Consider the following 12,704-nt stretch of genomic DNA (forward strand, 5'->3'; position numbering starts at 1 on the left):
AATATATTTCTGTCTGCATTTCACCCAGATTCTGGATATCCCTTCAGATATCCTTAAGGTTTTATCCTTACATTCGGCGCTATTATCCAAAACGGGTTCTTACTATGCATTCCACTGAAGTCCAGACTAAACCCATTTTTAGCTGGAAAGCCCTGGGTTGGGCACTGCTCTACTTTTGGTTTTTCTCTACCCTGTTACAGGCCATTATTTACATCAGCGGCTACAGCGGCACCAACGGCATTCGCGACTCGCTGCTGTTCAGTTCGCTGTGGTTGATCCCGGTATTCCTCTTTCCGAAGCGGATTAAGATTATCGCAGCGGTAATCGGCGTAATGCTGTGGGCGGCGTCTCTGGCAGCGTTGTGCTACTACGTCATCTACGGTCAGGAGTTCTCGCAGAGCGTTCTGTTTGTGATGTTTGAAACCAACACCAACGAAGCCAGCGAGTATTTAAGCCAGTATTTCAGCCTGAAGATTGTGCTTATCGCGCTGGCCTATACGGCGGTGGCAGTTTTGCTGTGGACGCGCCTGCGCCCGGTCTATATTCCAAAGCCGTGGCGTTATATCGTCTCTTTTGCCCTGCTTTATGGTTTGATTCTGCACCCTATTGCCATGAACACGTTTATCAAACACAAGCCATTTGAGAAAACGTTGGATAATCTGGCATCTCGCATGGAACCTGCCGCGCCGTGGCAATTTCTGACCGGCTATTATCAGTATCGTCAACAACTTAACTCACTGACAAAGCTGCTGAATGAAAATAACGCATTACCGCCACTGGCTAATTTCAAAGACGAATCGGGTAACGAACCGCGCACCTTAGTGCTGGTGATTGGCGAATCGACCCAGCGTGGACGCATGAGCCTGTACGGCTATCCGCGTGAAACCACGCCGGAACTGGATGCGCTGCATAAAACCGATCCGAACCTGACGGTGTTCAATAACGTGGTCACATCGCGTCCGTACACCATTGAAATCCTGCAACAGGCGCTGACCTTTGCCAACGAAAAGAACCCGGACCTGTATCTGACACAGCCGTCGCTGATGAACATGATGAAACAGGCAGGTTATAAAACCTTCTGGATAACCAACCAGCAGACGATGACTGCCCGCAACACCATGCTGACGGTATTTTCGCGCCAGACCGACAAGCAGTACTACATGAACCAGCAACGTACGCAGAGTGCGCGTGAATACGACACCAACGTGCTGAAGCCGTTCCAGGAAGTGCTGAAGGACCCTGCGCCGAAGAAACTGATCATCGTTCATCTGCTGGGTACGCATATCAAATACAAATACCGCTACCCGGAAAATCAGGGCAAGTTTGATGGCAATACCGATCATGTTCCGCCAGGATTAAGCGCAGAAGAGCTGGAGTCATATAACGATTATGACAACGCTAACCTGTATAACGATCATGTGGTTGCCAGCCTGATTAAAGACTTTAAAGCAGCAGATCCGAACGGATTCCTGGTTTATTTCTCTGACCACGGTGAAGAGGTTTACGACACGCCGCCGCACAAAACTCAGGGGCGTAACGAAGACAACCCGACGCGTCATATGTACACCATTCCGTTCCTGCTGTGGACGTCGGAAAAATGGCAAGCGACTCATCCGCGTGATTTCTCGCAGGATGTTGATCGTAAATACAGCCTGGCGGAACTGATCCACACCTGGTCAGATTTGGCGGGCTTATCTTACGACGGTTACGATCCAACCCGTTCAGTGGTGAATCCGCAGTTCAAAGAAACTACCCGCTGGATTGGTAATCCGTATAAGAAAAATGCGCTGATCGATTACGACACTCTGCCGTATGGCGATCAGGTGGGTAATCAGTAATTATCAGCCAGATGCTATTTGCCGGATGCGACGCTTGACGCGTCTTATCCGGCCTACAGATCGCGGCGGTAGGCCAGATAAAGCGTTTACGCCGCATCCGGCAATACAACTGCCGCAATGTTTACATCGAACGCCCCTCAGGCCACACTTTTCAGGTGGCCTTTTTTAATAATGCCAGTTACTGTTTTCCCGTCTACATACCTAAGGGAATAACATGTATCACGACGTCAGCTATCTGCTCTCCCGCCTGATCAACGGCCCGCTGTCGCTGCGTCAGATTTACTTTGCCAGCAGCAACGGTCCGGCGCCCGATCTTGCGTATCAGGTCGATTTTCCACGGCTGGAAATAGTGCTGGAAGGTGAGTTTGTTGATACCGGAGCTGGAGCAACGTTAGTTCCCGGCGATGTGCTGTACGTTCCCGCTGGCGGCTGGAATTTCCCACAATGGAAAACACCCGCGACCACCTTTAGCGTGCTGTTTGGCAAACAGCAACTCGGCTTCAGCGTCGTGCAATGGGATGGCAAACAGTATCAAAATCTGGCGAAACAGCACGTCGCCCGACGCGGCCCGCGCATTGGTTCTTTTCTGCTACAAACGCTCAATGAAATGCAAATGCAGCCACAGGAGCAGCAAACGGCAAGGCTTATCGTCGCCAGTCTGCTTAGCCACTGCCGCGATTTGCTCGGTAGCCAAATCCAGACAGCCTCACGCAGCCAGGCTCTATTCGAAGCTATTCGTGATTATATCGACGAACGCTATGCCTCCGCGCTTACCCGCGAATCTGTCGCACAGGCATTCTATATTTCGCCAAATTATCTCTCGCACCTGTTTCAAAAAACGGGGGCCATTGGTTTTAACGAATACCTGAATCACACGCGACTGGAGCACGCTAAGACGTTATTGAAAGGCTATGACCTGAAGGTAAAAGAAGTGGCGCACGCCTGCGGCTTTGTCGACAGCAACTACTTCTGCCGTCTGTTTCGTAAAAACACCGAACGCTCGCCGTCGGAATATCGTCGGCAGTACCACAGCCAACTGACAGAAAAACCGACTACTCCAGAATAAGATGGGTTTGCTGCGGCGCAGAAAGCACTTTGCGCACCGCGCTCATTACCCGCTGCGGCTCACGCAGGAATGCGTAGATGCTGCATTGCACGTAGCGACAATGCTCAAATCGCTCGGCACCGGAAAGCTCAATATCCGTAATCAACAGCGCGACATCTGCCCGGCGGATATCCTCGTCCGCTAATCGATTCTCCGTTCCCAGCGCGCCCTGGGTTTCAATGCTGACGCCCCACTTCTCTATCTGGCACAACTTTTCCAGCCGTTCCGCCGCCATATAAGTATGCGCCACGCCGCTCACGCAGGCGGTTACTGCCACCAGGTATGCCATTTTAACCTCCCACGGTAACCTGAAATCCGGCCCGTTCTGCCATTTCGCGCATTGTTGCCACATCGGCTGACGACGGCGCTGACACCTCTTTCATCGACCATGTTTTCCCCAGCAAGCGGTATTTCGGCTCGCCGTACTGATGAAACGGTAACAGATGGATCTGCCTGATATTCAGCGGGATCAGCACGTCCAGCGCCTGCTGCATATTCTCCCGGCTGAGCGTGAAACCGGGGATCAGCGGCAAACGCGGGATCACGTTGACACCCTCACTCACCAGCAAACGCAAGTTCTCCAGCACGCGTGGCAGATTCATCTTCACCACATCCCGCGCCTGAGTCGCGTCCATAATTTTTAAATCGAACAACACTTCATCGCACAATTTCGCCAGCGGTAACAGCTTGCTGGCTGGCGCGTCTCCGGCAGTTTCGATGGCGCATGACACACCCCACAGCCGCAGTCGCTGTAAAAAACGGGTAGCAAACTCCGCCTGCATTAGCACTTCGCCGCCAGAAAGCGTGACGCCGCCGCCGGACGTGCGAAAGAAAATGTCATCTTTCATCACTTCCCGTTCCAGCGCGTCAAGGCTGATATCGCGACCAATCCGTTCAAACGCACCGGAGGGGCATTCATCCGCATCACGCAAACATTTCGCACAGTGCAGACATTTCGCCTCTCTGCGTACCGTCTGGATTTTGCCGGAGATCGACTCCGGATTAGCACACCACGGGCAAAGATGCGGACAGCCTTTAAAAAAGACCACCGTACGAATGCCCTCGCCGTCATTCAGCGAATAACGCTGAATGTTGAAAATGCGCGCCACATCATCGCGGCGCGTTTCTACAACGTTACAGCTGATGCGCTGTCCGGCGGATGATGTCATCCTGGATCTCCTTCGACAGTTCGACAAAGAAGGCGCTGTATCCGGCAACGCGCACCACCAGCCCGGCATAATCTTGTGGGCGCTGTTGCGCTTCCCGCAACGTGTCGGCGTTCACCACGTTAAACTGAATATGCTGCAACTTAAGCTGGGTAAATGCCCGTAAGAAGTCGGCCAGTTTGCGTAATCCCGCTTCACCTTCCAGGGTCGCCGGAGTGAATTTCACGTTCAGCAACGTCCCGTTAGAAAGCAGCGTGTTATCGAGCTTACTGACTGACTTCAGTACCGCCGTTGGCCCTTGCCCGTCCTGACCCAGCATGGGTGACAAGCCGCCGTCTGCCAGCTGCTCCCCAGCAAAACGACCATCTGGCGTCGCACCAACTACCGATCCCAACGGGACGTGAGCAGAAACGGTATACGACCCCGGCGTGAAGTAGCCGCCGCGCGGGTTCTGGTATTTTTCCACTTCTTTGCAGTAATGGCGTAACAGTTCGGCGCTGATGTTATCCACCTCGTCGATATCATTACCGTATTTCTCGAAGCGGTTAATTAAGCGAGCGCGGACTTTTTCACCTTCTGGCGTTGCGAAGTTAGCTTTTAATACCGACAGCAATTCGTCAAAACTTAAACGCTGTTGATCAAAAATCATCCCTTTCAACGCATGGAGAGAATCGCTCAGGTTGGCAATACCGATCCCCTGTACGCCGGAGAAGTTATAACGCGCGCCGCCGTCGGTAATATCGCGGCCTTTCTCCAGACAATCGCTGATAAACGACGAGAGCAGCGGTACAGGTGCCCAGTCACGGTGACCGATATCGCAAATATTGCTGCCCTCAACCATCAGGGTGATGTAGTGGCTGATCTTGGCGCGGATCTGTTCCAGTAAACCTTCATAACTCAGCGCAGCATTGCCTTCATTTTCATGCAGGCAGATTTCCATCACTTTCAGCAGGTTAAACATCGCGATGTCATGCAAGCCGTAGGTTCTGCCGGGAATAGATAATTCCACGCAGCCCACCACTGAATAATCGCGCGCATCTTCCAGCGAAACGCCACGGTTGAGGAACGCAGGCACCACCACTTCATCGTTGAAGATTTGCGGAATACCCGTGCCGAGGCGAATGGTTTCTGCGGTTTTCATCAGGAACGGCGTGTCGATCAAGGCGTTAGTGCGCACGCCGAGGTTCGGTTGCGGTAATTGCACGCTTTGATAGGCGTCGAGACAGAGGAACGAAAGCACGTTCACCGCGCTACGTCCATTCTCGGTTAACCCGCCGAGCAGCGCGGTATAGCCGGTTGGGAAACCTGCGAAATAACGCGCGCTACTGGTGGAACGCAACAGCACGATGTCGTTGCATTTCACCCATAAAGATTCGAGCAGTTCTTTCAGGAACGCCGGATCTTCGCCCTGGGTTAATGATGCCTGATAGAACGGCAACATATACTGGTCGAAGCGCCCCAACGATAGCGAACTGGCGTTGGATTCGTATTGCAGAATGATGTTCATGTACCAGAATAACTGGCACGCCTGCCAGAACGTCTGCGGCTTATGTTCGGCGTTATGGCGGGAGATCTCCGCAATAGTCAGCAGTTCTTCGCGACGCTGGGCATCCGGGCAGTTTGCCGCCATCGTTTCCGCCAGGGCGGCGTAACGCAAAATGTGTTTTTGTGAAGCCTCCAGCAGTAACAGTGCTGCCTGATAAAAGTGATTCTCCGGCTGTTGCTGACAATGTTGCTGCATCTGCGCCACCAGCTCACCCAGCCCATGATTCAGCAGGCGCGGGTAATCAATAATAATGTGCCCCTGACCTTTATCCGTCTGGTTGATACTGAAAATCTGCGTGCTGGTCGCGGCTTTTACTTCATCCGTCATCTGCCCGTTGATGAAATCTTTCATCGAACGTTTTTCCCAGTACGGGAACAACTCTTCACGGTAGATACGTTTGTCTTCTTCGCTAATGGCGAAACGGTCTTGCGGGCGCGTCGGGAATTGATCCAGCTCTTTCAGCAACCAGTAAGGGTCCATTTCCGGCGACATAATCCCGGCGCGCGGTTTTACGGTGCGGTTACCGGCAATCAGTTCTTCATCACGAATCGAAATTTCAACGTGTTCAAGGATATACGCTGTCGCTTTCGCCCGGCGCAATATCACTGGCTCGCCTTCGGTTTGCCGATGGCTGGCGGTATAAAGCAGCGCCCGCTCTAGCGAGATTTCACGGGTATTGGCAAACAATGCAGTTTTGAGGCGAGAGATACGATTCGTCATGAGGAACTCCTGTGGGAAAGCGAACCCGCCCTTACGGGCGGGATAAGAACTTAAGCGGTTTGTGTCAGATGAGCTTCAATTTTGCTCATAATGGCGTCAGCGCGTTTAACCGCGTCGCTGATATTGACACGCACGATGGTCTTGCCTGCAAAACGCTCTTCAAATTTGATGCCGATATCTTTGGTCAGAATCACCATATCGGCGCTCGCCACGTCTTCCGCAGTCAGTTCATTTTCCAGACCAATCGAGCCCTGGGTTTCCACTTTTACTTCCCAGCCTTTCGCTTTCGCGGCACTTTCCAGCGCCTCTGCCGCCATATAGGTATGGGCAACACCTGAAGGACATGCGGTTACTGCAATAATTTTCGTCATGGCTCGTTCCTCAATTAATTAATTTCAAAATCCAGATCCAGGTCGTCTTCCTTCTCATCAGTCGAAGACCCATTTTTACGCGCCAGACTTTTCAGCACGTTAACGCAGATAGCCGTTGCTACAGCCCCAACAGCCACTGCCGCGATGTAACCCAACTTGCCTTCAACCACCGGCAGCACAATCAGACCACCCCAGCCTGCATAGCACTGCGCACCTACCATTGCAGCGGTCACCGTGCCACAGACAGTCCCCACCATAATGGAAGGAATGACACGCAACGGATCGGCGGCAGCGAAAGGAATCGCCCCTTCAGTGACGCCAACACAGCCCATTACTAGCGCCGCTTTACCGGTTTCGCGCTCTTCCGCAGAGAAATTTTTACGGCCAATCAGCGTTGCCAGCCCCATGCCCAGCGGCGGAACACAGATCCCCACGGCAGCAATTGCCACCACGGTATAAACACCCTGAGCGACGCAAATCAGCATAAACGCATAGGCCACTTTGTTAACCGGGCCGCCCATATCGAACGCCAGCATCAGCCCCATAATCACCGCCAGCATCACCACGCTGCCTTGCTGCATACCCTGAAGCCACTGAGTCAGGCTGTTAGTCAACGCGCCTACCGGCTCGCCCAGCCCCCACATCATGACGCCAGCGGTAATTAAGGTACCGACGATCGGAATAATGAAGATAGGCATCACCGAGCGCAGAACTTTATGCACCGGGATTTTCTTCAGGTAATGCACCACAATGCCGCCGATGATCCCGGCGATCAGCGCACCAAAGAAGCCTGCACCAAAGCTGTTGCCAACCCAGGCACCGATAGCGCACGGAGCCAGCGCAGAGCGTTCTGCAATGGAATAACCGATGTAAGCGGCGAGGAAAGGCACCATTAGCGTCAAACCCGCAACGCCGATATCAAACAGTTTTTTCAGATTCGGATCGGCTACGGCATCCGGCACTGCGCCTTTGCCATACAACATGACGGAAACCGCCAGCAAAATACCGCCCGATACCACGAAGGGAATCATGTGTGAAACGCCCGTCATTAAGTGCTGACGAGTGTTTTTCAGGATCTGTACCAACTCATTCATAAGTCGCTCCCAGGCTTACCCAAGCCTATGTCCATATTTTTTGATGGGAGAAACAATAGGCAATCGCAAGCAGGTCAAACAGTGGATAAAAAGGCCATTTACTGGATTTTTGTAATGTCAGTACAAAAATGCGATCCGCCTCATAACTTGCGTTAACTCGGAATCATGCCGGAATGGCGCGTCTTGTGAGACGCGTCGCAAATTGGCGGTTACATTACATTTGTCCAGCTTTTGGCAGATTTGTCACATGGCAGGTCGTTGCCATGCGCTCTTATCCTGTAAACAGAAAACCGTACCGGGAGAGAGGCAATGGCCCTGATTGTGGAATTTATTTGTGAGCTGCCTAACGGCGTACATGCGCGTCCGGCAAGCCACGTTGAAACGCTGTGTAATACTTTTTCATCTCAAATTGAGTGGCATAACCTGCGTACTGACCGTAAAGGCAACGCCAAAAGCGCCCTGGCGCTGATTGGCACCGATACACTGGTGGGCGATAACTGCCAGTTACTGATTTCCGGGGCTGACGAACAAGCAGCACACCAGCGCTTGAGCCAGTGGTTACGTGATGAATTCCCCCACTGCGACGCGCCGCTGGCAGAAGTTAAATCTGACGAGCTGGAGCCGCTGCCGGTTTCACTCACTAATTTGAATCCGCGCATTATTCGCGCCCGCACCGTATGTAGCGGTAGCGCAGGCGGCATTCTGACGCCAATATCTTCTTTAGATCTCAACGCGCTGGGTAATCTTCCCGCTGCCAAAGACGTCGACGCCGAGCAATCCGCACTGGAAAACGGCCTGACGCTGGTGATGAAAAACATTGAGTTTCGTCTGCTGGATAGCGACGGTGCCACCAGCGCGATTCTGGAAGCGCACCGATCACTGGCTGGCGATACTTCCCTGCGCGAACATTTACTGGCAGGCGTCAGTGCCGGATTAAGCTGCGCCGAAGCGATTGTCGCCAGTGCGAATCACTTTTGCGAAGAGTTCGCCCGTTCCAGCAGTAGCTACCTGCAAGAGCGTGCGCTGGACGTACGCGATGTCTGCTTCCAGCTGCTTCAGCAAATCTACGGTGAACAACGCTTCCCGGCACCGGGCAAGCTGACGCAGTCATCTATTTGTATGGCGGATGAGCTGACCCCCAGTCAGTTTCTCGAACTGGATAAAAATCACCTCAAAGGTTTGTTACTGAAAAGCGGCGGCACTACGTCACATACGGTAATTCTTGCTCGTTCGTTCAACATTCCGACGCTGGTTGGTGTGGATATCGATGCCCTTACCCCGTGGCAGCAACAAACGATTTATATCGACGGCAACGCCGGGGCAATTGTGGTTGAGCCAGGGGAAGCCGTGGCCCGTTATTATCAGCAAGAAGCCCGCGTACAGGACGCTCTGCGTGAGCAACAGCGTGTCTGGCTGACCCAGCAAGCGCGTACCGCTGACGGTATTCGTATCGAAGTCGCGGCGAACATCGCCCACTCCGTGGAAGCGCAGGCCGCATTTGGCAATGGCGCGGAAGGCGTTGGTTTGTTCCGTACTGAAATGCTCTATATGGATCGCACCAGTGCACCGGGCGAAAGCGAGCTGTACAACATTTTTTGTCAGGCGCTGGAGTCCGCCAACGGGCGCAGCATTATTGTGCGCACTATGGATATTGGCGGTGACAAACCCGTTGATTATCTGAACATTCCGGCAGAAGCTAACCCGTTCCTCGGTTATCGCGCGGTGCGTATTTATGAAGAATACGCCTCGCTGTTCACCACACAACTACGCTCGATCCTGCGCGCCTCTGCTCACGGCAGCCTGAAAATCATGATCCCGATGATCTCCTCAATGGAAGAGATCTTATGGGTGAAAGAAAAACTGGCGGAAGCCAAACAGCAACTGCGTAACGAACACATTCCGTTTGATGAGAAGATCCAGCTCGGCATTATGCTGGAAGTGCCGTCGGTGATGTTCATCATCGATCAATGCTGTGAAGAGATTGATTTCTTTAGTATCGGCAGTAATGACCTGACGCAGTATCTGCTGGCGGTGGATCGCGATAACGCTAAGGTTACTCGTCACTACAACAGCCTGAATCCGGCATTCTTGCGGGCGCTCGATTACGCCGTGCAGGCGGTGCATCGCCAGGGAAAATGGATTGGTCTGTGCGGTGAACTGGGGGCGAAAGGTTCCGTGCTGCCGTTGCTGATTGGTTTAGGGCTGGATGAGCTGAGCATGAGCGCGCCGTCGATTCCGGCCGCGAAAGCGCGAATGGCACAGCTTGATAGCCGCGAATGCCGCCAGTTGCTCAACCAGGCAATGGCCTGCCGGACTTCGCTGGAAGTGGAACACCTGCTGGCGCAATTCCGTATGACGCAACAGGACGCACCGCTGGTCACTGCCGAGTGCATCACGCTGGAAAGCGACTGGCGCAGCAAAGAAGAAGTGCTCAAAGGCATGACCGATAACCTGCTGCTGGCTGGCCGCTGCCGCTATCCGCGTAAACTGGAAGCCGACTTGTGGGCACGCGAGGCGGTCTTCTCTACCGGTCTGGGCTTTAGTTTTGCCATTCCCCACAGCAAATCAGAACACATTGAGCAATCCACCATCAGTGTAGCGCGTCTGCAAGCGCCGGTGCGCTGGGGCGATGATGAAGCGCAATTCATCATTATGTTAACCCTGAACAAACACGCCGCGGGCGATCAGCATATGCGCATTTTCTCGCGCCTCGCTCGTCGCATCATGCACGAAGAATTCCGTAACGCGCTGGTTAACGCCGCCTCTGCCGACGCTATCGCCAGCCTGCTGCAACATGAACTGGAACTGTAAAAGGAAACATCATGGAACTGTATCTGGACACCGCTAACGTCGCAGAAGTCGAACGTCTGGCACGCATATTCCCGATTGCCGGGGTGACAACTAACCCGAGCATTATCGCTGCCAGCAAGGAGTCCATCTGGGAAGTGCTACCGCGTCTGCAAAAAGCGATTGGTGATGAAGGCATTCTGTTTGCACAGACCATGAGTCGTGATGCGCAGGGAATGGTGGAAGAAGCGAAGCGCCTGCGCGACGCCATTCCGGGCATTGTGGTGAAAATCCCGGTGACCTCCGAAGGTCTGGCCGCCATTAAGATGCTGAAAAAAGAGGGCATTACTACACTTGGCACCGCTGTATATAGCGCCGCACAAGGGTTACTGGCCGCGCTGGCAGGGGCAAAATACGTTGCTCCCTATGTAAATCGCGTGGACGCTCAGGGCGGAGACGGCATTCGTACCGTCCAGGAGCTGCAAGCGTTACTGGAAATGCACGCGCCAGAAAGCATGGTGCTGGCTGCCAGCTTTAAAACGCCGCGTCAGGCGCTGGATTGTTTGTTGGCAGGATGTGAATCCATCACACTGCCCTTAGATGTAGCGCAACAAATGCTCAACACCCCTGCGGTAGAGTCAGCTATAGAGAAGTTCGAACACGACTGGAATGCCGCATTTGGCACTACTCATCTCTAAAGGAGCAATTATGGACCGCATTATTCAATCACCGGGTAAATACATCCAGGGCGCTGATGTCATTAATCGCCTGGGCGAATACCTGAAGCCGCTGGCAGAACGTTGGTTGGTTGTTGGCGATAAATTTGTATTAGGTTTTGCTCAGGCAACCGTCGAGCAAAGCTTTAAAGATGCCGGGCTGGTAGTAGAAATTGCGCCGTTTGGCGGTGAATGTTCGCAAAATGAGATCGACCGTCTGCGTGGCATCGCGGAGACTGCGCAGTGTGGCGCAATTCTCGGTATCGGTGGCGGAAAAACCCTCGATACTGCCAAAGCGCTGGCACATTTCATGGGTGTTCCGGTAGCGATCGCACCGACTATCGCCTCTACCGACGCACCGTGCAGCGCATTGTCTGTTATCTACACCGATGATGGTGAGTTTGACCGCTATCTGCTGCTGCCAAATAACCCGAATATGGTCATTGTCGATACTAAAATCGTCGCGGGCGCACCTGCGCGTCTGTTAGCAGCGGGTATCGGTGATGCGCTGGCGACCTGGTTTGAAGCGCGTGCCTGCTCTCGTAGCGGCGCAACCACGATGGCGGGCGGTAAGTGTACTCAGGCGGCGCTGGCGCTGGCTGAACTGTGCTACAACACCCTGCTGGAAGAAAGCGAAAAAGCGATGCTTGCCGCCGAACAGCATGTAGTGACTCCGGCGCTGGAGCGCGTGATTGAAGCGAACACCTATTTGAGCGGCGTTGGTTTTGAAAGCGGTGGTCTGGCGGCGGCTCATGCGGTGCATAACGGCCTGACCGCTATCCCGGATGCGCATCACTATTATCACGGTGAAAAAGTGGCATTCGGTACGCTGACGCAGCTGGTTCTGGAAAACGCGCCGGTTGAGGAAATCGAAACCGTAGCTGCACTTAGCCATGCGGTAGGTTTGCCAATAACTCTCGCTCAACTGGATATTAAAGAAGATGTCCCGGCGAAAATGCGAATTGTGGCAGAAGCGGCATGTGCAGAAGGTGAAACCATTCACAACATGCCTGGCGGCGCGACGCCAGATCAGGTTTACGCCGCACTGCTGGTAGCCGACCAGTACGGTCAGCGTTTCCTGCAAGAGTGGGAATAACCTACTCCAAACTCCCGGCTTGTCCGGGAGTTTGAACGCAAAATTGCCTGATGCGCTACGCTTATCAGGCCTACGTAATCTCTACAATATATTGAATTTGCGTGCTTTTGTAGGCCGAATAAGGCGTTCACGCCGCATCCGGCACTCTGTGCCAGTAATCTGAAACTCCCACGTTGATTGGGAGTTTTTCATCCGCTTCTGGACATTTTCTCCACAGAACAATCGTTAGCCCGGAAGGTCGAATCTGTGACTCTTATTTTCACGG

10 protein-coding genes are annotated in these 12,704 nt (G+C 53.3%); 5 read left to right on the top strand and 5 right to left on the bottom strand.

The annotated features are described in order from the left end of the window. Positions 1-104: 104 nt before the first annotated feature. On the top strand, positions 105-1,838 hold the full coding sequence (locus tag D9597_RS10335; RefSeq protein WP_130222330.1) for a phosphoethanolamine transferase CptA: 1,734 nt from the start codon (positions 105-107) through the stop codon (positions 1,836-1,838). 214 nt (positions 1,839-2,052) lie between these two features. After that, positions 2,053-2,904, top strand: coding sequence for an AraC family transcriptional regulator (locus D9597_RS10340; protein ID WP_130206558.1), 852 nt, complete (start codon positions 2,053-2,055; stop codon positions 2,902-2,904). Here the strand turns inward: D9597_RS10340 and D9597_RS10345 are convergent. Genes D9597_RS10345 through D9597_RS10365 form a run of 5 tightly spaced genes read right to left on the bottom strand, consistent with a single transcriptional unit; the run spans position 2,891 to position 7,840 of the window. Further along, complete coding sequence (locus D9597_RS10345; RefSeq protein ID WP_130206560.1) at positions 2,891-3,232, bottom strand: PTS fructose-like transporter subunit IIB; 342 nt, start codon at positions 3,230-3,232, stop codon at positions 2,891-2,893. The two genes, D9597_RS10340 and D9597_RS10345, sit on opposite strands and share 14 nt — an antisense overlap. Position 3,233: 1 nt before the next feature. Next, on the bottom strand, positions 3,234-4,112 hold the full coding sequence (locus D9597_RS10350) for a [formate-C-acetyltransferase]-activating enzyme (RefSeq protein ID WP_000204107.1): 879 nt from the start codon (positions 4,110-4,112) through the stop codon (positions 3,234-3,236). Continuing rightward, on the bottom strand, positions 4,078-6,375 hold the full coding sequence (locus D9597_RS10355) for a formate C-acetyltransferase (protein WP_130222332.1): 2,298 nt from the start codon (positions 6,373-6,375) through the stop codon (positions 4,078-4,080). Before D9597_RS10355 ends, D9597_RS10350 begins: the two co-directional genes overlap by 35 nt. Before the next feature lie 50 nt (positions 6,376-6,425). Further along, positions 6,426-6,746 carry a PTS fructose-like transporter subunit IIB gene (locus tag D9597_RS10360; RefSeq protein WP_130215305.1) on the bottom strand — a complete coding sequence of 107 codons (321 nt, stop codon included), beginning with the start codon at positions 6,744-6,746 and terminating at the stop codon, positions 6,426-6,428. Positions 6,747-6,760: 14 nt separating this feature from the next. After that, entirely contained in the window at positions 6,761-7,840 is a 1,080-nt protein-coding gene (locus tag D9597_RS10365; RefSeq protein ID WP_130215303.1) for a PTS fructose transporter subunit EIIC, read from the bottom strand. Between the two features lie 309 nt (positions 7,841-8,149). On the opposite strand from D9597_RS10365, the gene ptsP reads away from it, so the two are divergent. The 3 genes from ptsP to gldA are packed head-to-tail and all read left to right on the top strand — an operon-like array spanning position 8,150 to position 12,439. Beyond that, positions 8,150-10,651, top strand: coding sequence for a phosphoenolpyruvate--protein phosphotransferase (gene ptsP / locus D9597_RS10370; RefSeq protein WP_130222334.1), 2,502 nt, complete (start codon positions 8,150-8,152; stop codon positions 10,649-10,651). A gap of 11 nt (positions 10,652-10,662) precedes the next feature. Then, positions 10,663-11,325, top strand: a complete 663-nt coding sequence (fsa, locus tag D9597_RS10375; RefSeq protein ID WP_000424845.1) for a fructose-6-phosphate aldolase — start codon at positions 10,663-10,665, stop codon at positions 11,323-11,325. A gap of 10 nt (positions 11,326-11,335) precedes the next feature. Beyond that, positions 11,336-12,439, top strand: coding sequence for a bifunctional L-1,2-propanediol dehydrogenase/glycerol dehydrogenase (gene gldA, locus D9597_RS10380; RefSeq protein ID WP_130222336.1), 1,104 nt, complete (start codon positions 11,336-11,338; stop codon positions 12,437-12,439). The last annotated feature ends 265 nt before the right edge of the window (positions 12,440-12,704 follow it).

Source organism: Escherichia sp. E13S3, from assembly GCF_004212325.1.
Taxonomy (GTDB): domain Bacteria; phylum Pseudomonadota; class Gammaproteobacteria; order Enterobacterales; family Enterobacteriaceae; genus Escherichia.

Excerpts from the sequence above, each read along its gene's own strand:
- D9597_RS10335 (WP_130222330.1), top strand. The coding sequence starts at position 105 with ATGCATTCCACTGAAGTCCAGACTAAACCCATTTTTAGCTGGAAAGCC.
- D9597_RS10340 (WP_130206558.1), top strand. The coding sequence starts at position 2,053 with ATGTATCACGACGTCAGCTATCTGCTCTCCCGCCTGATCAACGGCCCG.
- D9597_RS10345 (WP_130206560.1), bottom strand. The coding sequence starts at position 3,232 with ATGGCATACCTGGTGGCAGTAACCGCCTGCGTGAGCGGCGTGGCGCAT.
- D9597_RS10350 (WP_000204107.1), bottom strand. The coding sequence starts at position 4,112 with ATGACATCATCCGCCGGACAGCGCATCAGCTGTAACGTTGTAGAAACG.
- D9597_RS10355 (WP_130222332.1), bottom strand. The coding sequence starts at position 6,375 with ATGACGAATCGTATCTCTCGCCTCAAAACTGCATTGTTTGCCAATACC.
- D9597_RS10360 (WP_130215305.1), bottom strand. The coding sequence starts at position 6,746 with ATGACGAAAATTATTGCAGTAACCGCATGTCCTTCAGGTGTTGCCCAT.
- D9597_RS10365 (WP_130215303.1), bottom strand. The coding sequence starts at position 7,840 with ATGAATGAGTTGGTACAGATCCTGAAAAACACTCGTCAGCACTTAATG.
- ptsP (WP_130222334.1), top strand. The coding sequence starts at position 8,150 with ATGGCCCTGATTGTGGAATTTATTTGTGAGCTGCCTAACGGCGTACAT.
- fsa (WP_000424845.1), top strand. The coding sequence starts at position 10,663 with ATGGAACTGTATCTGGACACCGCTAACGTCGCAGAAGTCGAACGTCTG.
- gldA (WP_130222336.1), top strand. The coding sequence starts at position 11,336 with ATGGACCGCATTATTCAATCACCGGGTAAATACATCCAGGGCGCTGAT.